Source organism: Bradyrhizobium sp. USDA 326 (genome assembly GCF_049739485.1).
GTDB lineage: Bacteria > Pseudomonadota > Alphaproteobacteria > Rhizobiales > Xanthobacteraceae > Bradyrhizobium.
Genome location: NZ_JBMGQA010000001.1, coordinates 1,576,325 through 1,597,956, shown reverse-complemented (window position 1 = coordinate 1,597,956; position 21,632 = coordinate 1,576,325). Strand labels below are relative to the sequence as shown.

13 protein-coding genes and 6 pseudogenes are annotated in these 21,632 nt (G+C 59.6%); 14 read left to right on the top strand and 5 right to left on the bottom strand.

The window, feature by feature from the left end; all coding sequences use genetic code 11:
- Nucleotides 1–530: 530 nt before the first annotated feature.
- Nucleotides 531–860 (bottom strand): IS3 family transposase, encoded by a 330-nt coding sequence (locus ABIG06_RS07645; protein ID WP_424578165.1) that lies wholly within the window; start codon nucleotides 858–860, stop codon nucleotides 531–533.
- Nucleotides 861–997: 137 nt separating this feature from the next.
- A complete protein-coding gene (locus tag ABIG06_RS07640; protein WP_126262243.1) occupies nucleotides 998–1,285 on the bottom strand; it encodes a transposase in 288 nt (95 codons plus the stop codon).
- Nucleotides 1,286–1,438: 153 nt separating this feature from the next.
- Here ABIG06_RS07640 and ABIG06_RS07635 point away from each other — a divergent pair.
- The 3 genes and pseudogenes from ABIG06_RS07635 to ABIG06_RS07625 all read left to right on the top strand — a co-directional run.
- Nucleotides 1,439–1,648: pseudogene (locus ABIG06_RS07635) on the top strand (transposase); the annotation flags it as partial.
- Nucleotides 1,649–1,817: 169 nt separating this feature from the next.
- Entirely contained in the window at nucleotides 1,818–2,219 is a 402-nt protein-coding gene (locus ABIG06_RS07630; protein ID WP_370137482.1) for a hypothetical protein, read from the top strand.
- Between the two features lie 681 nt (nucleotides 2,220–2,900).
- Nucleotides 2,901–3,469 (top strand): annotated as a pseudogene (locus ABIG06_RS07625) (IS66 family transposase); the annotation flags it as partial.
- On the opposite strand, the gene ABIG06_RS07620 reads toward ABIG06_RS07625, so the two are convergent.
- The gene (locus ABIG06_RS07620; protein WP_370140853.1) at nucleotides 3,427–4,614 is read right to left on the bottom strand and encodes an IS110 family transposase; all 1,188 of its coding nucleotides are present in this window, start codon (nucleotides 4,612–4,614) and stop codon (nucleotides 3,427–3,429) included. The pseudogene ABIG06_RS07625 and the gene ABIG06_RS07620 overlap by 43 nt on opposite strands.
- Before the next feature lie 251 nt (nucleotides 4,615–4,865).
- Here ABIG06_RS07620 and ABIG06_RS07615 point away from each other — a divergent pair.
- The 4 genes and pseudogenes from ABIG06_RS07615 to ABIG06_RS07600 form a co-directional block, all read left to right on the top strand.
- Nucleotides 4,866–5,082, top strand: a pseudogene (locus ABIG06_RS07615) (transposase domain-containing protein); the annotation flags it as partial.
- Between the two features lie 142 nt (nucleotides 5,083–5,224).
- Nucleotides 5,225–5,368 (top strand): hypothetical protein, encoded by a 144-nt coding sequence (locus tag ABIG06_RS07610; protein ID WP_424578164.1) that lies wholly within the window; start codon nucleotides 5,225–5,227, stop codon nucleotides 5,366–5,368.
- A gap of 621 nt (nucleotides 5,369–5,989) precedes the next feature.
- Entirely contained in the window at nucleotides 5,990–7,504 is a 1,515-nt protein-coding gene (locus ABIG06_RS07605) for an ISNCY family transposase (protein WP_424578163.1), read from the top strand.
- A gap of 257 nt (nucleotides 7,505–7,761) precedes the next feature.
- A pseudogene (locus tag ABIG06_RS07600) lies at nucleotides 7,762–8,681 on the top strand (IS3 family transposase); the annotation flags it as partial.
- 258 nt (nucleotides 8,682–8,939) lie between these two features.
- On the opposite strand, the gene ABIG06_RS07595 reads toward ABIG06_RS07600, so the two are convergent.
- On the bottom strand, nucleotides 8,940–9,962 hold the full coding sequence (locus tag ABIG06_RS07595; protein ID WP_424578162.1) for an IS110 family transposase: 1,023 nt from the start codon (nucleotides 9,960–9,962) through the stop codon (nucleotides 8,940–8,942).
- Between the two features lie 78 nt (nucleotides 9,963–10,040).
- On the opposite strand from ABIG06_RS07595, the pseudogene ABIG06_RS07590 reads away from it, so the two are divergent.
- From ABIG06_RS07590 to ABIG06_RS07580, 3 genes and pseudogenes are all read left to right on the top strand, one after another.
- Nucleotides 10,041–10,289, top strand: a pseudogene (locus tag ABIG06_RS07590) (integrase core domain-containing protein); the annotation flags it as partial.
- Between the two features lie 23 nt (nucleotides 10,290–10,312).
- On the top strand, nucleotides 10,313–10,525 hold the full coding sequence (locus ABIG06_RS07585; protein WP_424578572.1) for a transposase: 213 nt from the start codon (nucleotides 10,313–10,315) through the stop codon (nucleotides 10,523–10,525).
- A gap of 372 nt (nucleotides 10,526–10,897) precedes the next feature.
- Nucleotides 10,898–11,930, top strand: a pseudogene (locus ABIG06_RS07580) (IS110 family transposase).
- A gap of 597 nt (nucleotides 11,931–12,527) precedes the next feature.
- Here ABIG06_RS07580 and ABIG06_RS07575 read toward each other — a convergent pair.
- On the bottom strand, nucleotides 12,528–13,358 hold the full coding sequence (locus ABIG06_RS07575; RefSeq protein WP_370137489.1) for an acetoacetate decarboxylase family protein: 831 nt from the start codon (nucleotides 13,356–13,358) through the stop codon (nucleotides 12,528–12,530).
- A 1,200-nt stretch (nucleotides 13,359–14,558) separates the two neighbouring features.
- On the opposite strand from ABIG06_RS07575, the gene ABIG06_RS07570 reads away from it, so the two are divergent.
- From ABIG06_RS07570 to ABIG06_RS07555, 4 genes are all read left to right on the top strand, one after another.
- Complete coding sequence (locus ABIG06_RS07570) at nucleotides 14,559–15,317, top strand: glucose 1-dehydrogenase (RefSeq protein ID WP_370137490.1); 759 nt, start codon at nucleotides 14,559–14,561, stop codon at nucleotides 15,315–15,317.
- Nucleotides 15,318–15,362: 45 nt separating this feature from the next.
- A complete protein-coding gene (locus ABIG06_RS07565; protein WP_424578161.1) occupies nucleotides 15,363–17,126 on the top strand; it encodes an oleate hydratase in 1,764 nt (587 codons plus the stop codon).
- 748 nt (nucleotides 17,127–17,874) lie between these two features.
- Nucleotides 17,875–19,218, top strand: a complete 1,344-nt coding sequence (locus ABIG06_RS07560; RefSeq protein WP_370112523.1) for an IS1380 family transposase — start codon at nucleotides 17,875–17,877, stop codon at nucleotides 19,216–19,218.
- Nucleotides 19,219–19,562: 344 nt separating this feature from the next.
- On the top strand, nucleotides 19,563–21,563 hold the full coding sequence (locus ABIG06_RS07555) for a di-heme-cytochrome C peroxidase (RefSeq protein WP_370112521.1): 2,001 nt from the start codon (nucleotides 19,563–19,565) through the stop codon (nucleotides 21,561–21,563).
- Nucleotides 21,564–21,632: the final 69 nt, after the last annotated feature.

Below are 21,632 nucleotides of genomic sequence, written 5' to 3'. Positions count from 1 at the left end.
GTTCCCCTTCGCCATGTGGCAGGCTTTCCCTGCCGCGGACTACTACGGGACCTCCGCCAGCATGGTGGACATCAGGGTCAACTCCCTTGCGACGCAAAGCATCGTGGGCATTCCATCATGCCTTCCCTCGTTCATATGCTGGACGTCATCGTATTGGTGAGGCTGCCGGTCGCAGTCTTTTCCCTTGCTTTCCGCAAGTCGATGCCGATGCCATGGTCTGGCTGCGTTCTCCCCATGACCCTCGCGAGCGTCCTTACATCTGGGCTCGCGTTCGGATGCAGGCCGTCCTATCTGTCCGGCAACATCATCAGCATTCCACCTGTTAAGCCGTGTAGACGGAGGCGACATTTCAGCCCTCAGATGCGGGTAAACCGGTTCGTGTTCCTCAACCTTCCAATACTTCAGCCTCGGGGACCATCTCGGCTTAACGGCTTCGCCTCAATCCCCTTTACCTGCGGGCTACGTCACCCTGCCAGTTGACGACAGGTCACCGCCGCTTGGGCTCATGTCCCCTCACAGCAGGGAACAAGTCACTTTTTTTCCAGTCCTCCTTTCTCTTTTGCATTCCAGTCATACGCTTCCCCAACTGTGGGGCGAGGCGCACCATAGGTGATATCGGCCGCCCACACTTGATTCGGCCGGTCGATCACCATCTGGCGCAGGAGATACGGGAAGATCTTGTGTCCCGGCGCCGACGTGGTGGTTCTGGGCTTTGGTCCCAGCGCCGCGATGCCCATCTTGCGCATCAACCGCTGCACGCGCTTGCGATTGATGCGACAGCCTTCGCCATTGAGCATCGCCGTCATCCGCCGCGAGCCCAGGAACGGCCAGGCCGTGAACAGCTGGTCGATCCGTCGCATCAGCTCAAGCTCGTTGTCATTGGCCGGCCGCGGCGGCCGATAGACGCTCGATCGCGCAACGCTCAGCAGTTGGCATTGCCGGCGGATCGACAGACTCTCATGATCGCGCTGAAGCAATCCTCGGCGATCCGGCGCGCTCATCTTCCGGACCTCCTGGCTAAGAAATCTCGTTCGACCGTCAATTGGCCGATCTTGGCGTGGAGCTTCTCGACCTCCAGTTCGTGGGCCGCCTCGCCATCCCGACCAGCGCCCGCGTCGAACGCCCGAACCGCTTGATCCTGAAGCTGCTTCTTCCACGCATAAATCTGGTTCACATGCACCTGATAGCGCTGCGCCAGATCCGTCACCGTTGATTGTTCTCGCAGCGCCTCCAAGGCGATCTTTGCCTTCAGTGCCGCATCGATCTTCCGTCTCGTCTTCTTCATGGTCCGCTCCGTTTATCAAAACGGAACGGCATCCGCACCACCTAAGCCGCCGGTCCACAATCCGGGGTCCACTTCAGGGCCGTTACCTCACGTAATTTGCTCCGCAATAGGATGGGACCGCGGGGCGATAATGAGGCAACTAAGCATGGCGTGGACAATCTCGACAGCCACAGAAGTAAAGCCGTGCGCCAGCTCATCCGCTACGCTTAAGCCAAGCCGTTCTTCGTGCCAAAATACTCACCCGACCTGAACCAGATCGAACAGGTCTCTGCCAAGCTCAAACATCTGCTCCGAAAGGCTGCCGCAAGAACCGTCGACGCGGTTTGCACCGCCACCGGCCAGGTCCTTCACGCCTTCACACCCGAAGCAAGAGAAGTCCAACTTTCGAGGAAAGATCGTCCAGTGGACGTCGTGCTTCTTCCTTGCGATCAAGCGATACCAAATGAGGTAGGTATGACATGTTGGAGGTTGTGGTACAGTCCCTTCGAAGGTTGACGATGGGAACTGAGTAGCGAACCCTGGGAGATATCGAATGCCCGCGACTACAGCCGAAGACGAGAACCGCGAGCGGCGGACACGTCCAGGGCCCGAGCTGGCTCAGGCATCAGCCTCTGGAGCAGGTGGCGCTGCCGATGGCATTGGAGGTTCGGCGGCAGCTATATCAAGAATTTCATTTACGTTTCCGGAATGGCAAAAATCAATCGAAGCGACAAGAAACCTGTTCGTTACGGCACTGAAGGACGGGTTCCGATTGGCTGCTTCTTCTCTGCACGATCAAGCCAATTTTCTGAAGAACGTTGCCGACTGCAAAAGTCCCTCTGAGCTACTGAAGTGCCACCTGGACTTCGCGGAGAAATGCCGGTCGAGCTCCTTTAGCGAAGGCTCGAAGATATTGGATCATCTCAAAACACCGCCATCATCTGCGGTAACGTAAGCAGTTCGCCGAGCGCGAACAGGGGCAGCGGAGACGGCGCGCGCGCGGGTGATACATGGCTTGCCAGCCGGACATGGGACCGCCCGATCCGGACATCATCATGAGGCGCTCCCGACCTCCGAAAGGAACATGACCAACTGCGACATCAACCCAATTGCGCCGAAGCCGCCAACGACATCGATTTATCCAATCCCGCTAGGCGATGTCTCGCCATCCACGATCGCTCCGTCTCCGCAATCCCGACCAGCTCCGACGGAGCAATCGCGAGCGGCGTGCCACTGGAGAGAACAATGGCAGCTTGACAGTAACCCGCAATTACGTAATGGGCCGATTGACACGCCGTACTGGGCGCGCAGTAGCGACCGTTGCCTCCCAAATATAGCAGTTGAGTAACGCGTTGACATGCAATCCAATCCCGTCTGCCACTTCTCCCTCGGAGGGCGCTGTGATCAAAATCTCTGGTCGTGATGCGTTTGCGACGCTTCAACCCGGCATGACCGTCATCGCCGCAGAGCGTCGCTGGGTCTGGTTAGACATGCGAGCTGGCGACCAGGTGCAGATGCGCTGCGCACTTACCGATGAGCGCGCTTGGGTAGCTGCAAGCGCCGTCGAGGTGGCTACGGCGCACTGGGATCCAAATCATCCTGTAGTCAAAGAAGCGGGGCGTGCGCGCTCAGACATCCTCCGGCGGCGCCGTTCTACGCCTCACATGAGCGGCGCGGCGAGCATCCCGCGCGGCATCTTCAGAACTTCGCCGGTATCAGGCTGATGCCTATACCGGGTTTAACGCTCTCTTCGATCCCGGACGCAAGGCGATTCCGGCCACGCCCGCCTTCTGTTGGGCACATGGCCGGAGGGCGTTCTTCGCACTTGCCGACATCGCCCAGAAGGCTCGCCGCGGAAGATCGGCGAGGGCGATCTCGCCCGTCGCGCTGGAAACGCTTCGCCGGATCGACCAATTGTTCGAGATCGAGCACCACATCTATGGGCCTAGCACTGAGGAGCGGCTGCAGATCCGCCGGGAGAGAAGCGCGCAACTGCTGACTGAGCTTGAGACTTGGCTTCTGACGGAGTTTGCCCGGCTCTCACATTCGTTTAACATGATTAAGCCGATCGACAATCTGCTCAACAGTTGGGAAGGCTTTGCCCACCTTGTGCACGACGGAAGGATCTGCATGACGACGGATGGTGTTGAGAAGCCCTATCGTCAGTTCAAGGCCACTTTTTTTGGCTTCTCCTTCCAGGCCGCCACCATCCGCTCGTCCGCCTGCTCGACGCGTGCGACATAGCCAGCTTCCTGCTCACGCAGTTCCTTGATCCAGTAGTCCCGACCCGAGCCAGCCTTGCCGTAGGCACGAGGCGCTCCAGCCTTGAGTGCCACCTTCCGGAGTTTCATCGCTGTGAACGCCGGTCGTGCGTAAGCATAATCTTTCCCGGTCGTCAGGACGTGCCAGATCATCACTGCGAGCTTGCGTGCCGTGGCGACGGCCGCGACTCCAGGCCCATGCTTCTTCTGCATGCGATTGAAGAAGGCCCGCAGCGGCCCGGGCGCCGTCTTGGCCGACCAGGCCGCTTCAACCGGCATCTTGCGGGCGTCACGATTGCCCTGTTTCGAGATACGACCATGCCTTGCCGGATGCTCTCCCGATTGCCGAACTCGAGGGGTCAAACCGAAGTAGCTGCTGAGCTTATCCGGTGATTGGAAGCGTGCGCTGTCGCCGATGGAGGCCAGTGCACTCGATGCGACGACCGAACTCACGCCGGGGATCGTCATCAGCTTGAGAGCCCGTGGAGCGTCCAGAGCCTGTTGGGCCACGACTTTGTCGATTTCCGATAGTTGCTTCGTCACGCGCTCGAGTTCCGTGATCAGACGCTGGAGCATCGCACGCTCCTCCGATGGAAGAGGCAGACTGTCCAGCCAATGCTGTCCGTGCTTGCCGAAGAGATGGCCTTTGTAGGGCGGGATGAGGTTGGCATGCAGGATAGCCTTCATGCGTCCTTTAATCCGGATGATCTGCGCCAAGACGCCAGCGCGCTCGGCCATCTGGCGCCGGCGGCTGTAGGTGTCCTCGTCAGCAACCCAGACCTCCGGCAAGAAGCCAGCAGCATGCAACTTTGCCCGGGTCCCAGCATCGACCTTGTCCGTTTTGACTCGCGCATAGGCGATCGCCCGAACGAGGCTCGGATTGGCGACCGCGGCGCGCTTAACATGCGGACGTAGAATACGTTCGACCGCCGCGCTGTTGCCCGTCACCTCGATGACCCCCTCATCCTCGAGGCTGAGTGTCTTGGCAAAGGCGACAAGCCGATCGTGGACGAGATCAACGCGGAGCTGTCGGATTATTGTTCCGTCCTCCAGGATCGCTACTTGGGCGAAGGATCGGTGGATGTCCATGCCGACGATTTGCATGCTTGCTTCTCCTCTGTCTCAGGAGCCAGTGGCTTGCACGACATCTACGGATCCGCGCTCGCAGCGCAGCCGGGCAAGTCGTAGGGGCGGCCAAGTAACAAAGCGAGCTCACAGCTCATGGTCATGGCGGCCTGCCACCGTTTCGTGCTCCAGCGCCCCTATCCCGGCTTGGACAGACTAATCCGGCCGACCGGTCCTCTCCACCGGGTTTGAGCGCTGAAAACATCATGCCCTTTAACAATGCAGCGGAGCGACCGTTGCGCGGTTTTGCTCTGGGAAGAAAGTCACGGGTGTTCGCTGGTTCTGATCGCGGCGCGGAGCGGGGCTGCCATGATGCCCACGCTTCTCATGACGGCGTGTCTCAACGACATCGACCCGAAAGCCTGGCTTGCCGACGTCTTCGCGCGCATTGCCGACATGCCGCAGAACCGCCCTCACGAGTTGCTGCCCTGAAACTGGACGCCTTCTGCGTCGAGGTCCTCCGCCCAGGGGGCGTAGCCATGCACGTCAACAAAGTTCACGCCTCTTCACCATCGCACGCGTCGCAAAAGACCTCGGCGAAGACGAGGACTGGGTCTGGGACGTGGCCAACGGAATGGACACGGAGGATGGCGTCATCTGGGTTGATGGTATGGGTGATCAGGTCGTGGCGTTCACCGACTTCGGCATCGAAAACCTGACGGAGCTCATCAGGATGCACGAAGAAAATCCCGAACGTCTCAAGCGGTGCATTCGGTAAGTCCTTGTCCGCGGCCAGCTCGGATGTATACCGTGAAGCCAGGTCCAGCGTGTGGGACGTTTGCCTTCGTCATCGGCGAAGCCGCCGAACCGTAGTTCGCCGACCTCAATGGCCGTCCAAGTGGACGAGCGTCTTCCCATGCCCGCCGTCATCGCTCACATGCACGCCATGCTTCTCAAGCGCAGTGCCGAACGCGGTCGAGGATGGCCGCGTAACCGCAGCAGGTCCTGCCTATTGCGATTTTGGCCACGGCCTAAAGTTGGTGAATTGTTGCTCGACCGCCTTAAGCGCGAAACTCGACGACCCGGTGCCGCTCGAAGGGATGACGCCGCACCATTTTGCGTCTGCGGATGCGCGGTTCGACATGCCGGCGCACTGGCGCGAGTGGCTCGGCACGATCCTCACAGCTGAGGTCGATGGCAGCAATCTGTTCTGCTCAGCAAAATGCGTCCGCAGGCACCGCCGATGCTGCCGATTCCGAGCGAAACCGGGAAATCTACCACCGGTGCGCGGCGGCGATCAGGGTGAGACTCCGCATTGCCTCGCCTTAATTGTTACCGGATGCTGAGCCGTTGCCTCACGTAAATTGCTCCCCTGGATCGGGGACAAGCGGGGGCGCAGATGGGGCGGCTGAGCATGGCAACGCGGAAGGAACTGACGGCGGCGGCAGGCGTGCGTTATCGGCATTCGGATCGCGCGAAGAAGGCGCGAATATTAGACGAGTTCGTCGACATCACTGGGTTTCATCGCAAGCATGCGATGCGACTACTTCGAGGCCAGGAAGACGCACGCCCAGGCCGACGGCCGCGACGTCGGATCTATAATGAGGCAGAACACAATGCGCTCGTGCTCCTTTGGGAAGCGTCAGACCGGATCTGCGGGAAGCGGCTGAAGGCGTTAATGCCTGCGCTAATTGAGGCGATGGAACGGCATGGCCACCTCGACCTTGCCCCCGAGATCCGCGCCAAGCTTTTGGCGATGAGCGCTGCGACGATTGACCGCGTATTGGTGCCGATCCGAGAAAAATTGGGTCGCAAGCGCCGGCGGCACACAGCGCATTCTCTGCGTCGCAGTGTTCCAATACGGACGTCGGCGGATTGGAACGATCCGGCGCCAGGATTCGTCGAGGCTGACCTTGAAGCGCATAGCGGACCATCTGCGCGCGGCAGCTTTATCCAGACCCTCGTGCTCACGGACATTGCTACCGGCTGGACAGAGTGCGCTCCCCTGATCGTGCGCGAACAGACGCTGTTGAGCACGGTGCTGACGGAATTGCGCAAACATTTGCCTTTTGCGCTGCTCGGCCTCGACACTGACAATGATACGGTGTTCATGAACGAGACGCTGAAAGGCTATTGCGAGGCAGCCAACATTGTCTTCACGCGTTGCCGTCCCTACCGGAAGAATGACCAGGCGTTCGTTGAGCAGAAGAACGGCGCGGTCGTGCGCAGGATGGTCGGTTATCGTCGGTTCGAAGGCCTCGAAGCGGCCGAGCTGCTGGCAGAACTCTATCGAGCAGCCCGGCTGTTCGTAAACTTCTTCCAACCCTCGTTCAAGCTGATAGCCAAGCAGCGCGACGGTGCTCGTGTGCGCAAGACATACAGCGCGCCGGCAACACCCCACCAGCGCCTGGCCGCCGACGCCCGCACGCCTGACGCAGTCCGCCACCATCTCGAAGAAATCTATTCCGCTCTCGATCCGGTCGCGTTGTTGCGCGACATCCGCGACGCGCAGGAGCGCCTCGCGGCCCTCGCAGATACTCAACCAATCGCCCATCCTGCTGCGGCATCGCAATCGACCGATCGCTTCCTGGCAAGCCTGCGAACGGCCTGGAAGGACGGTGCTATGCGACCGACGGATCGGCCAATCGTGACGGCGAAAAGAGGCCGGCGTCGTCCCGACCCGCTCATTCGCGCAACGCCCGATTTGCGAAAATGGTTTGAAGCCGAGCCCTGGCGGACTGGCAGCGAGCTGCTCTCCCGCCTGCAGGTGGAATATCCTGGAGCCTACCCGAACAAGCTTCTTCGAACGCTTCAACGGCGGCTTAAATCCTGGCGCAGCGAGCAAGCGAATGCGCTGCTGTTCGCTCCTACGGAGAAAATGCCACCAAGGTCAGAGGTCACGACAACGCAATGATGTACCGGCTGCCAGCGGAGGAGGCCGGGCGCTCCGAAACCCCGGCCATCTCCGCACCCGGCCTCCTCCTCAACCCAAGCCAGGAGCAAAATAAACGAGGCAACCGATCGCGCCCGGGAGCATCGATACGTGAGGCAATACGACGCTCTCATCCTGATTGTCGCGCTATACACCGGGCCGAGAAGGCGGCGAATGCCAGGCGCTCCGTTCCTCGCAGACGCCTGCAATCGGTTCTGGGCCACGACGAGGACCAGAGCATGAAGCGTAGCCGCTTTACGGAAGAGCAGATTATCGGGATCTTGAAGGAGCACGAGGCCGGGATGTCGGTCGCCGATCTATGCCGCAAGCACGGCGTGAGCGACGCCAGCATCTACAAATGGAAGGCCAAGTATGGCGGGATGGACGTCTCCGAGGCCAAGCGGCTGAGGACGCTGGAGGACGAGAACACGAAGCTGAAGCGGCTCCTGGCTGACGCCATGCTGGACAATGCGGCGTTGAAGGACCTCTTGGGAAAGAAGTGGTGACGCCCGCGGCCAAGCGGAAGGCTGTCGCGCATCTCGTGGATGCCCACGGGATGAGCGAACGGCGGGCGTGTAAAGCCATCGGCTGCTGCCGCATGACCATGAGATATCGGACGACCCGAGCGGATGATGCCGGCGTTCGCCAGCGCATGAAGGCGATCGCCCAGGAGCGCCGTCGCTTCGGCTATCGGCGCCTGCATGTTCTGCTCAAGCGGGAGGGCTTTGCGATCAACCACAAGAAGCTATTCCGGCTGTACCGGGAAGAGAAGTTGGTGGTGCGCCGCCGTGGCGGCCGCAAGCGGGCGATCGGGACCCGGGCGCCGATGACGGTGCCGATAGCACCGAACGACCGCTGGTCACTGGACTTCGTCTCCGATCAGCTCACGGATGGCCGCCGCTTCCGCATCTTGACCGTGGTCGATGACTGTACCCGCGAGTGCTTGGCGCTGGTGGTCGACACCTCGCTCTCCGGGGCCCGGGTGGCGCGGGAGTTGGATCGGCTGGTGATGGAGCGCGGCAAGCCGAAGATGGTGGTCAGCGACAACGGCACCGAACTTACCAGCAACGCCATCCTGACCTGGGCCGATCGGAGCCGCGTCGCCTGGCATTATATCGCTCCGGGCAAGCCCATGCAGAATGGCTTCATCGAAAGCTTCATGTATAGACGGCCCCGCGGATGCAAGGGATTTTTGGCAGCACTTTGGATACTGGTCGGGTGCGTTCATGTATACGGCCTGTTAGTGCGACCGATGCCATGGCCGCTGGCCCTGATGGAGATCGCGGATCGAGGCCTCATCAACGGGTCGCGCTTGTGCGCTTAAAGCTCTTCGGGCTTGCTCGATCCCCAGCTCCGCCGGTGTCCATCATGCTGTCATTTGCCCTCACACCATAAGGTGGCCAGGATACGGGGAAAGTTAAGCCGCGAGCTTAGGCCGATAGAATTCCCCGGTGGTCATCATTGCCCAGATGATCCGGGCCAATTTGTTGGCAACGGCGATGGCGACCACCATGGGCCGACGCCGTTCAAGCAGGGCTTCGATCCAGCCGCCTCCGACCCTGGAGCGTGCCTTTGGGTACCGAACGACGTTACGTGCTCCGATCACAAGCAAGTGCCTGAGATAGGAATCGCCCTGTTTTGTTATCCTGCCCAGCCGATCCTTCCCGCCAGTTGAATTCTGCTTAGGTGTCAGGCCAAGCCAGGCCGCGAACTCTCGCCCAGAGCGAAACATTGTCGGGTCCGGCACGGTCGCAGCGAGAGCCGTGGCCGTTATGGGACCAATACCGGGAATGGAGGACAACAACTTCGCCATCGGATTTGCTCGCTGGATCTGAGCCAGCTCGCGCTCGATGGCCTCGACCTGCCGCTCCAATTCCTTCAGTTGGTTCACAAGAACGACCAGTGCGATGCGGGCATGGGCCGGTAGTGTCAACCCCTCGTCATCCAACAAGTCCACCAGACCATCCACCCGTTGCCGGCCTTGCCCGACAATAATTCCGAACTCAGCAAAGTGAGCCCGAATGGCGCAGGCTGCCATGGTTCGCTGGCGGACCAGCAAGCCTCTTGCACGATGAAGCATCAAGAACCCTTGGTTCTCGACGCTCTTGATTGGAACGAACCGCATATTTGGACGGGTGACGGCTTCGCAGATCGCGGCCGCGTCAGCGGCGTCATTCTTGGCTCCTCTTCGTACGTAGGGTTTGACATAGGCCGGCGGAATCAATCTTACATCGTGTCCAAACTGCCGAATCTCCCGCGCCCAGTGATGAGCGGTCGCGCAGGCCTCGATGCCGACCAAGCAAGGTGCGAGCGAGGAGAAGAACGACATGATCTCGCCTCGCCGGAGGCGCTGGCGACTGCTCACTTGGCCTTGGCTGTCAACTGCATGGATGTGAAACACGTGCTTCGAAATGTCCAATCCGATTGTCGCGACTTCCATAGGAAAAGCTCCTGTTAGCGGGTCTGTACATCGCCAGTATATCGCTGGCGCCGAGGGAGCGGGGCCGTCTTCCCCATCAACGGTCGGCTCCGGGATGAATTGCTGAACGAGACGCTGTTCACGTCGCTGGCTCAGACCCGCGTCGCACTCGGATGCTGGCGTGCCGATTATAACTACACACGACCGCACTCACAGCTCGGATGGAAGACGCCCTCCGAGTTCGCCTTCACCTGCCACCCGCGCCGGGATCTGGCGCTGCGCTATGCCGATGGCTCCGCGCCAGCTCCCGTCGCTACCACCGCCCAACTGGGCAAATCCATGGCTTGAGCGAACTCAGAACTGGATAAACTCTGGGGGCAAACTCAGGAGGCAAGGACAAGCTTGGCAGCATCAGCAAGAAGGGCGATCGCTATTTGCGCAGCCTGTTCACCGCCGGCGCACTCGCCGTGATCCGCTATGCGAAAATCCATGGAACGGGCATCGACCCTGGCTCTCCGCACTGCTGGCGCGGCGAGCAACTAAGGTCGCTGCCATCGCGCTCGCCAACAAACTCGCCAGGATAGCCTGGGCGATGATGGCGAGGAACGAACGCTACAACGAACCCGCCGCTCTCATGGCGTAAACGAGATTACGCCGGGCATGCCGGCGTGCGGTTGGAAGGGCGAACAGCACTTAATGCAGCGCCGGTCGATCCGGCGATCAGGACAACCCACACGGGCCACGGCATCTCCGAATGCGTGCTTTTGATCGGGACCTGATCCGCGGAGGGCATTATGGCCAGCGGTCACGTGAACCGCGCAAACAGGCCGAACACATGGCCGCTCCGACCAACGCCGCAAAGTGAAGATTCTCCTTGCCAACCCGGAGCCAATGGTATGGACCCCGCCCTTGCCGCGGTGGAATCTCGAGCGTCAACTACAGTGAAGGAGGATGTCATGCAGGTCGTTCGGATTGGTCTAGATCTGGCGAAGTATGTTTTCGAAGTTCACGGCGTCGACAACCACGGGAAAGTCGTTGTGCGAAAGAGGTTGCGTCGCGATGCGGTGGCCGGCTTTTTCGCCAATTTACCGGCCTGCCTGGTCGGCGTGGAGGCTTCCAACGGGGCACACTATTGGGCTCGCGTGCTCACGGAGCTTGGCCATCAGGTCCGACTGATCAGCCCTCAGTTCGTGACGCCATACGTCAAGTCGAACAAGAACGACCAGAACGATGCGGAAGCCATCTGCGAGGCGGTCGGCCGTCCGTCCATGCGCTTCGTGCCACCGAAATCAACCGATCAGCTGGTGGTACAAGCCGTGCACCGCATTCGCCGGCGCCTGGTCGCCGACCGGGTCATGGCTCGTCAACCAGATTCGCGGTCTTCTGTCCGAGCATGGGATTGTCATTGCCCGTGACATCGCGCAGCTGCGGCGTGGCCTCGCTGTCATCGTAGGGAACATCAATGACGGCCTCAGCGAGATGCTCCGAGCGCTCATGAGGGAATTGCAAGAGGAGTTGTCCGAGCTTGATACCCGCGTTGCAGCCTATGACCGGCGGATAAGGGAAATCTTCCGTACAAGCGAGCAGTGCCAGCGGCTCGGCAAAATCGAAGGCATCGGACCTGTGACAGCAACAGCCTTGATCGCCGCCGTGGGCGATAGAAGCTGTTTCAAGAACGGCCGCCAGTTCGCGGCCTGGCTTGGCCTGGTACCGAAGCAGCGATCCAGTGGAGGACGGGCCCGCTTATTCGGCATCAGCAAACGCGGCGATCGATACCTGCGGACGCTGATGATTCACGGAGCTCGCGCCGCTTTAAGCCGGGCTACTGGCAAGCAGGATCCGCGAAGCCTCTGGCTCGGCAAGCTGCGGCAACGGCGCCATCCCAATGTCGCGGCCGTGGCTCTTGCCAACAAGAATGCGCGGATCGTGTGGGCTATGCTCACGGGCGACGCGGCTTATCAGCCGGCGCTGTCGGTGAAGGCGGCCTGAAGCGAGGCGGCAATCAAGGAAAGGAGGTCTCACCCGGCAATTGCAACAAATGGCAGGAGATGGCGAAACGGTCACCCCGTCGCTTCCCGAACCTGATGTGTGGACCGGCACGGCTTGCGCCGATGTCTCGGGGCCGTTGAGGTGGAAGCGGGCGAAAACCATCGAGGCTCGCGGCGGAGACGTTGTCCAGCCGCATCAAGAAGCCGGATATACGTCAGCAGTTGTGGCCGTCGATCCTGATCAAGCCGATCGTTGCAATCGGGCGGGGTCCATATACGTCCACACATGGGCCCGTAGCCGACATGTCCGGCGCAGCTCTTTCGTCTGCTTCTGACGAGGCAACCAGAGGATATCGTCGTTGTCCTTGTCGATGATGTTGAACGCCCATCCATCATGGCTGTGGCGATCGCCACGTCGGCCTTCTTCTCCTTATTGCCGCTATTCTTGTTGTAGACGTGGGTCTTGAAGCCGGCCCTTGTCGACCATCTTCCAGAACGAGTCGCCGGGAGGAGGCGAACCCCACATACCGCCCGTCAGCTGGCAAACCGACAGCCCTGGCAGCAATTTAGGATTGGATGAATTCTTCAAGCTCGTCGATCATCTGTTTACCGGGTTTGATTCCTCCGAAAGGATATCAATGGCCTCGAGCCTTGCGTCATACTCCTCGTATGTGCCGAGCAGGGCTTGGCCAACTGTCAAGTTGTGCACGGGATCGATAATCGAGGGGGAGTCGTAAGTTAGGGAGGTTGGTCCAGTAAATAGAACTTCTTCGCCACGCTCGTCGCGTCGCAACGTTCGGTCCGTACACCATTTGACGAGTTGCGTGACCTCTCCCTTCCCGGACTCAATGATGGGCGGCAGCTGCCGAACCGAGTAGAAATTCGTCCGCGCAGAATACATCTGCCGCGAATCCGAGCTCATGCGCTCGTCTGGTTGAGCGGTAAGGGTCAGCAGGCGCTTGCCTTTCGGACGCTCGAGCGTACCCTGAATTAGACCGCCTTCTCTGATCAGTCTAATGTGCGCCAGCTTTTTTGGAGCACCAAGAACCTCTCGTCCCGAGGCGAGAGCTGCATCATTTACCGTCACGTAAATGTAAGGGATGTAGTAGCCAGTCTCGCCGTCGGGATCACGAACTTGAATTCCTGAATAGCACTCCAAGTATGGCCCGACAGTGCTTGAGCGATAGCTCGCGACCCCCACAATGGCGATTGCAGGGTTTGCTGCACGTGCTAGCTCCTTCGGCAATAAACAATTCGCCTCGTGCCCCACGCTGAACATAAGGTTTATGGCTTGGCAGCCGAGAAACGCACTGCCACGATTTTTGCCCCCATGGTAAAGAGGCGCATCAAGCGGAATGCCTTTGACGTCGGGCATCGCATCCTCCTTGATCTCAGAATAATTCGCGCGGTTGGAGATTGCGCTATTCATCTCACCGCGCCTCTCCGGTTGTTGAAGCGCCCCTGAAGCGACTGTACTGCGCTGGCAGCGATGTGGGTTCGGTAGTCCGTGCGGCACATCGATCCGGTGATAGCGATCTTCGCTACGCGAGGCCGCAGTGCCGTGTCTACGCCTTGCACGTCAATCCGCCGGATTAAACGATCCGAAAACATCCGACACGCTTGACCTTTTCCATTCTAGAAGCCGGCAGCTGTCCTGTGCTGCCGGATGCGCCTGATTGTGCATCCATTCCGGCGGAGCCTGCTCACCGATGATGACGTCAAGGCGAGTGGGTGATTCCAATTTGTCTATCAGTCGTTATGCAACGTCGATGCCAGGCACCTCGTGCGGTTTATACGGCTCACTGGCTGACGTCAAATTGGGTACGAGTGACCCGACAACTTTCGACCCTTGTTCTGTTACCTTCCTCGCTTGTCCGATTGACGACGCGATGTCGAAAGCCCGACATGATCAAGTAGCGGACAGAAAGTCGATGAGGCTCTCTCACGAGTTTTCGCAACAGCATGGCTATCGCCATTGTGTCTCGATTAAACCAGATCAGCGCAACATTATCGCTCGCATAGTCGAAAACGCAGGCCCTGACATCGCCGTCTCGGTGGAGAGTCGGAAGACCTCCAGCGCCTGTGTAAGAGTCACGTGAGGCTGACTTCCCATCAGAGTCTCGGCGCGCCGATTGCACGGAATGGATACTCCAATTCGCAAGACTTAGGAGAACCTCATGCGTTCTGCGCCCCACTTTTCGATCCACAAGGAGCTCAGCACCGTTCGGCACCGGTATCGCTCCCCTCGCCGGTACCGATCCTATCTCCGAAACCGGAGGAAATTCGGTCGCAAATTGTCGGCGTCTAGAAGGTGGGATAGTTCGGCAAAGCCAATGCAACAATCCAAAGGATGGCTAACGCCTGAGCGGCGGAAGCATGTTCGCGACGTGAAATCGTTACTGAAGTGCTTTAGCGCCAATTTACACGGGTACTGCGCACAGGCTTTGGGCATCAAAGATGATGCGTAGCAGAGGGCAGATCGGCAAGAGTCCGGGGCGTGGTGCAGACCGCAACTCTTGGCTTGCCCGACTTTCCAATGCTCATTCTCAACCATTTTGATCAACATGCCCGTCATCCTTTTTGATTCTGTAAAACCCTGCACCGCCACTGATCGAGGGAACCAAGAGTTATGGGACGTGTGAGCGAAAAAGTCATTTTGGTAACCGGCGGGGCTCGAGGGATGGGGGCCGCTCATGCGCGCCTGCTGGTAGCCGAGGGCGCGAAAGTCGTGATCACCGATATTCTTGACAATGAAGGAGCGACTTTCGCGGCCGAACTTGGCCCATCCGCGATCTATGTGCGTCAAGACGTCGCTCAGCCAGGGGAATGGTGCCAGGCGATTGCGGCTGCGGAGGGCAAGTTCGGCGCGCTGCACGGCCTCGTCAACAATGCAGGCATAGCGAGCATGGCTCCCATCGAGCGGTTCCCGCTCGAGCAGTGGGAGAAGACCCTGGCTGTCAATCTCACCGGTGTATTCTTGGGAATGCAGACTGCCCTACCTGCGATGCGCCGCGCGGGCGGAGGCTCGATCGTCAACATCTCGTCGGTCGAGGGGCTGAGGGGTAGTCCTGGGCTTCACGCCTATGTTGCTTCCAAGTTCGGCGTGCGGGGCATAACGAAGTCCGCTGCCTTGGAGGCCGCCGCGTCCGGAGTTCGCATAAACTCTATCCATCCGGGCTTCATCAACACTCGGATGACAGAGAACATCGATCTTTCCAGTTTTCCAATTCCGCTCGCGCGGCCAGCCGAGCCGCAGGAAGTGTCACAGGCAGTCTTGTTCCTGCTTAGCGACGAGTCCTCTTATCTTACCGGCTCCGAAATCGTCGTCGATGGCGGTCTGACGATCGGCGTCCCGCAGAAGGGGCAGGCGGTCGAAAACATCTTCTGACTATCAGCGGATGGATTGTCACATCAAACGAGATGGAATGTCGCGATGTATTACACCAGTGGAAATTACGAAGCTTTTGCTCGGCCCCGCAAACCCGCCGGCGTGGATAGCAAGACAGCTTGGTTCGTTGGTTCGGGGTTGGCTGCGCTCTCCGGCGCGGCCTTCTTGATCCGCGACGGGCAGATGCGTGGCGACCGTATCACCATCCTCGAACGACAGACGGTTCCGGGGGGCGCGTTGGACGGTTGTCAGGATCCGGAAAAGGGATTCGTGATTCGAGGTGGTAGAGAGATGGAGGATCATTTCGAGTGTCTCTGGGATCTGTTTCGTTCGATCCCATCGCTCGAACTTGAAGGCGCCAGCGTGCTCGATGAGTTTTACTGGCTGAACAAGGATGATCCGAACTACACACTACGGCGGGCGACGGTGAAGCAGGGGCAGGATGCCCATACCGATGGCCTCTTCACACTGAGCGAACAGGCCCAGAAAGAGCTGATTGCCCTTTTTCTTGCCACTCGTAAGCAGATGGAGACCAAGCGCATCGACGAAGTGTTCGGGAGAGATTTCTTCAACAGCAATTTCTGGCTCTATTGGCGGACCATGTTCGCCTTTGAAGAATGGCATTCAGCCCTCGAGATGAAACTTTATCTGCATCGATTCATCCACCATATCGGCGGCCTGCCGGATTTCAGTACGCTGAAGTTTACCAAATACAATCAATATGAATCGCTTGTTCTGCCGTTATCCAAATGGCTGTTGGCGCAAGGCGTCAACTTTCGCTACGGGGTCGTAGTCACCGATATCGATTTCGACATAAAGCGTGGCCGCAAGCAAGCCACAGCCATCCGCTGGCTGGAGAATGGCATTGAGGGCAGTCTCATTATTGGCGCCGACGATCTTGTTTTCATGACGATCGGGTCGCTGACCGAAAACTCGGACATGGGGGACCATCACACGGCCGCCAGGCTCAACGAAGGACCGGCGCCCGCCTGGGATCTGTGGCGGCGTCTTGCGGCCAAAGATGCGGCCTTTGGACGCCCAAATGTCTTTTGCGGCAATATTCCTGCAAGCAAATGGGAATCGGCGACGATCACGACCCTGGACAAACGCATTCCAGCATACATCCGCAAGATCGCCAAACGCGATCCGTTCAGCGGCAAGGTTGTCACAGGAGGCATCGTTACGGTGAAAGATTCGAGCTGGTTGCTCAGTTGGACCACAAATCGCCAGCCGCATTTCAAGCGCCAGCCCAGCGATCAAGTCGTCGTCTGGGCCTATTCGTTATTCGTCGATAAAGCCGGCGACTACGTGAGGAAACCGATGCAAGATTGTACGGGCGAGGAAATCACGCAAGAATGGCTTTATCACCTCGGTGTGCCGGTTGCGAGTATACCGGAACTCGCCGCTGGGGCCGCCAAGACGGTCCCGGTGATGATGCCCTACGTCACTTCCTTCTTCATGCCGCGGCAGGCGGGCGATCGGCCAGATGTTGTGCCGAAAGATGCGGTCAATTTCGCCTTCATCGGCCAGTTCGCGGAGTCGGGGGAACGGGATTGTATCTTCACGACGGAATACTCCGTTCGGACCGCGATGGAAGCCGTGTATATCCTCCTCAAGATTGAACGTGGTGGCGTGCCCGAGGTATTCAACTCGACCTATGATATTCGCAAGCTGCTTGCAGCAATGGGCAGACTGCGCGACGGCAATGAAATTGAGATCCCGGGACCTGCGTTCCTGCGCGAGCTCATTCTAAAAAAGATTGAAGCGACTGAGCTTGGAGAACTACTCAATAAATATCACCTGAGTTGACTAAGGCGCGGACGCTGCGGGCGACCGTTCGCTCGGATAGAGAAGCGCTGTCCTGCGCCGTGACGGCTCGGACTCGCCAAAGCGCGGATCAAACGTTCGCGCCGACTTCCAGGCAACCTTTAGGCGTACTCTGGAATTCGGTGTTCTTTCGGCTTGATGTTATTCTCGCCACACGCATCCGATTAACCTCTTGCCACGAGATGAGGGCGAAACTAGCTACTCTACTGGCCGCCGATGACAGAGGTCTTCCACGTCTGCCACCGACGCTCGCGATGTGGAGCATTGTCGCGGGCTACAGCCTGACGCCGATGCTGGTAATTCAGGTCGGCCGCGCCGTCATCGTGCTTGCCAAACGAAGCCGTTAGAAGGGTAGCCGCGTTGCTTGGCTCGAATTCGCCGTCTGCATCATCGTGATCGGCGTGGCCGGATGTATGCTCATGGTCATTGCGCCCTACGGAGTCCTGATCTCCGAGTGCGAGCCTATTGCCCTCAGGCGCCCGGCCGATTCCGTTCGCTCGCGTTCCCGCGGATTACAGCCCCGATCTCCCACAGCGGACCCAACGTCACTGCAAATTCGATCGCGAGGATGGGATGGCGGCTCGAACAAGAGCTCGTCCGAACGCTCTAGCCCGTCTTATTCACGATGAGCTTTGAAGTGGCTGGCGGGTGTGGCGTAAGCCGCTGATGGGGCGTAGGATTTGGTTGCTGACACCAATTCTGCGCTGACATCGAGGCCGCCACACCCGCCATGGTCGACGATACGATTCTGCCCTTCATATTTCCAGCGGTCGGACGCAAGAAGATCACAGCCGCTTTCGATGGCGGGCGACTGACGTCGGATGCGGGCGTCATGCTGCTGTCGCTGGCCGACGGTCATGCCAAGGTCTCGGAGAAACTGGCGCGCGTTTTTCCCGAGCGGCGCGATCCGGCCCGCATCGCACATCGCCTTGTCGATCTGATCCGCGCCCGGATCTTCGCCATCGCGTGCGGCTACGAGGACGGCAATGATCTCGACCAGCTGCGCGGCGATCCGGCCTTCAAGCTGGCCTGCGGCCGTCTACCGGACAGCGGTTTGGACCTCTGCTCGCAGCCGACCCTGTCGCGGCTGGAGAATGCCCCTGACCTGCGCGAGACGATCCGACTGAGCTATGCGCTTGTCGACCTGTGGATGGACAGCTACTCATGCGCGCCGGGCGCTGTGACGCTCGATATCGACGACACCGTCAACGTGGTGCATGGGCGTCAGCAGCTATCATTGTTCAACGCCCATTACGACGAGCACTGCTTTCTGCCGATCCATGTCTACGATACCGAGCGCAGCCGGCCGGTTGCTGTCGTTCTGCGCCCGGGTAAGGTGCCGGGCGGCCTCGAAGTTCGTGGCCATCTGCGCCGCCTCGTCCGTCACATTCGAAAGCGCTGGCCCACGACGCGCATCACTTTCCGCGGCGACAGCCATTACGCCCGCCCCGAAGCCATGGAGTTCTGCGAGCAATACGGCATCGATTACGTCTTCGCCGTGGCCGGGACCAAGCCGCTCGCCGTGAAGGTCGAGCAGATCGCCGACGCGGCCCGCGTCCAAAGGGCGATCGAAGGCAAGGCGGTGGTGCGGGACTACACCGAGGTCCGCCACGCCGCCGGCTCCTGGCACCACGAGCGCCGCATCGTCGCCCGCATCGAGGCGAGCGAGCACGGGCTCGATATCCGTTATGTCGTCACCAGCCTGGGCATCGGCTCGGCTCAATGGATCTACGACAGCCTCTATTGCCAACGTGGACAGGCCGAGAACCTGATCAAGCTGCACAAGAGCCAGCTCGCTTCCGATCGGACCAGCTGCCGCTCGGCGCTCGCTAATCAGGTCCGCCTCGTGCTCCACACCGCCGCTTATTGGCTCGTGCTCGTCGTGCGCGACAGGATCCCGAAACCGCGCGACCTCGCCACCGCCGAGTTCGCAACGATCAGGCTCAGGCTTCTCAAGATCGCCGCCCGCATCGTCGAGACCACAAGCCGGATCCGCATCGCCTTCGCCGCAGCCTGTCCCGAGGCCGACCTGTTCCGCGGCCTTGTCAACGCATTCTTCCCTCAACCGCCGTGACCAACGGGGCGGCTGATGCCCCGTTCATCCCCATCGCTCCTCAAACGCGTTCCCCACGTTCGACGCAAACCGCGGAAAACTCCGCAACCCTCACTCGCGACCCCACCCCGGGAACGCAAATGTGGCATTCTTCTCGCTGGCACATCGTGAATAAGACGGGCTAGATGTTCTTGTTATGCGGTCAAGTTTGCCCATTCCACAGACCACCGATTGTGACGTCAGAAAGAATAGCGATCGCGTCTCAAGGACGTCAACAGCAGGGGTAAGCCTACAAGATCATGTAGTTGTAGTATTGCTGTTTGCACGGCTCTCTGCTGGAGGCCGTTCGCTGACACGGGGGAGCCATGTCGACAGTTACCAGCGCAATTCGGCGCCTTTGGTGGCGACGCTTTCTTGTTCTTCTGGCGATCATCATGGTCATTGCTTTGATCGCAGTCATGACCAGCTCCCAGCTTGGCGCGACAATCGAAGCTCTGACGCCGCCTGGTCTCCCTGAACCGGTTTCCGCGGGCGAGCAGGTTTCGCTCGATCAGGGCTGGAATGCCGAAGACGCCGATCGATTCCATCATAAAGCCCAGGGCACGCAGACCTTACCGATCCCGCTGTCATGGTTTCTCGCCCTGGAAGCGCCGCTGAACTCGCCTTTCGCTATCCCCTTTTTCAAACGAGAACGGTTTTCTGACAACCGCTATTTACTGCGGTTTGGATTCATAGAGTCTGCCGAAAGCGAGAACAATGAGTACGGTTTGCCGATCGGCTTTGCATATTCGCCGTTTCAGTCGATCCGCGGGCTATCGCGTAAGGAGACTGCCGTTGGATTGACCTGTGCCGCGTGCCATACCGGCCAACTGATCTTCAAAGAGAAGCGCTATGTCATTGAAGGCGGCCCCGCCGTGACCGATCTAGGTCAATTGACAAATGCGCTCCGCGCTGCGCTCGCACAGACCGCTTTGTCGGCAAAGCTACCCTTCTTCGACGGTCGCTTCGGGCGGTTCGCGAAGCGCGTTTTAGGAACCGAGTACAGCGATCTTACACGCGTCCAACTGTCCAAGGAGCTCGATGGAATACTTGGTGCTCTGATCGATCAGCCCGCTGGGATCGACGTCACGGAAGGGTTTACCCGCCTCGATGCGCTCAATCGCATCGGCAACCAGGTGTTCGCACTCGACCCCAAGCGCTACGGCAACTACGTCAACCTCAACGCCCCTGTCAGCTACCCGCACATCTGGACATCGTCATGGTTCGATTGGGTGCAGTACGACGGCTCGATTATGCAGCCATTGGTGCGCAATGCCGGCGAGGCGATGGGGGTTTCGGCGGAGCTCAACCTCACGGCCCCGCCCAAGGGGGGACGTTTTGCCAGCAGCATCCCCTTCGATAATCTGCACTGGATCGAACAACAGCTCGCTGGAAAGGACCAGCCGCTGGTGGCGAAAGCCTTCACCGGACTGAATGCGCCGGCCTGGCCCGACAGCTTTCCTGCGATCGACAAAGCCAAGGCCGCCGTGGGAGCCCAACTCTACGACAAATATTGCAGCGGCTGCCATCTTCCAGCGCTGACGCCGGACATCGTGCACGGCAAGGCCCCGGACGCGGAGTTCTGGAAGAACTTCGGCCCTATCCGCTGGCGCGGTCTCGATGGGCAGGAGAAGCAGACGAGGGAATCCGTACTCAACGTCAAGATCATCAAGCAAAGCCATATCGGCACCGATCCGGCCCAAGGCGACGTGCTGCGCAATCGCACCGTGGACACCGCCGGCAGCGAACTGGCCAGGGCGGGCCAGAGCAGCCCAGGACTCGGCCTCGACATCGATGTCTGCCAACGGAAGGCTGACAAGACGCTGGATACGATCCACCTCTCGGACCATGCGATGCAACTCTACGCGCTTGCGCTCGGCGCCGTGGTCCAATCCGGCATCGACGAATGGCTTCGGTCGACCGGGACGGTCCAAGCGGATATCGAAGGCGATCGGCCGAACTGTCTCGCGGCAGGTTTCGGCTATAAGGCGCGTCCGCTGAACGGCGTATGGGCGACTGCCCCGTTCCTGCACAACGGCTCGGTGCCGACGATCTACGATCTGCTCAGCCCGGTTGCGGAACGCCCACAAGTCTTCCTGCTCGGTGAGCCCAGCTTCGATCCTGTCCGCGTCGGTATCGTGACACGGACGGTCGCTCCTGAAGGCAGGACCTACGACAGCAAGGGCTACTTCATCATCGATACGTCGAGGCCCGCCAATCGCAATACCGGCCACGAATTCTCGAATGAGAAGCATGAGGGCGTCATTGGCCCCGCGCTGTCTCCGGAGGAGCGCAACGCAATCATCGAGTTCCTCAAGTCGATCTGAAATTGATTGGGTCAGCTCCAGCTGGAGCAGTAGCGAAGACCATCTCGCTCCCGCAGGGGGAAAGGTGGA

Coding starts and splice junctions, on each gene's coding strand:
- ABIG06_RS07645 (WP_424578165.1), bottom strand. CDS start 860: ATGCGACGGATCGACCAGCTGTTCACGGCCTGGCCGTTCCTGGGCTCG.
- ABIG06_RS07640 (WP_126262243.1), bottom strand. CDS start 1,285: ATGAAGAAGACGAGACGGAAGATCGATGCGGCACTGAAGGCAAAGATC.
- ABIG06_RS07630 (WP_370137482.1), top strand. CDS start 1,818: ATGCCCGCGACTACAGCCGAAGACGAGAACCGCGAGCGGCGGACACGT.
- ABIG06_RS07620 (WP_370140853.1), bottom strand. CDS start 4,614: ATGGACATCCACCGATCCTTCGCCCAAGTAGCGATCCTGGAGGACGGA.
- ABIG06_RS07610 (WP_424578164.1), top strand. CDS start 5,225: ATGGACACGGAGGATGGCGTCATCTGGGTTGATGGTATGGGTGATCAG.
- ABIG06_RS07605 (WP_424578163.1), top strand. CDS start 5,990: ATGGGGCGGCTGAGCATGGCAACGCGGAAGGAACTGACGGCGGCGGCA.
- ABIG06_RS07595 (WP_424578162.1), bottom strand. CDS start 9,962: ATGGAAGTCGCGACAATCGGATTGGACATTTCGAAGCACGTGTTTCAC.
- ABIG06_RS07575 (WP_370137489.1), bottom strand. CDS start 13,358: ATGAATAGCGCAATCTCCAACCGCGCGAATTATTCTGAGATCAAGGAG.
- ABIG06_RS07570 (WP_370137490.1), top strand. CDS start 14,559: ATGGGACGTGTGAGCGAAAAAGTCATTTTGGTAACCGGCGGGGCTCGA.
- ABIG06_RS07565 (WP_424578161.1), top strand. CDS start 15,363: ATGTATTACACCAGTGGAAATTACGAAGCTTTTGCTCGGCCCCGCAAA.
- ABIG06_RS07560 (WP_370112523.1), top strand. CDS start 17,875: ATGGTCGACGATACGATTCTGCCCTTCATATTTCCAGCGGTCGGACGC.
- ABIG06_RS07555 (WP_370112521.1), top strand. CDS start 19,563: ATGTCGACAGTTACCAGCGCAATTCGGCGCCTTTGGTGGCGACGCTTT.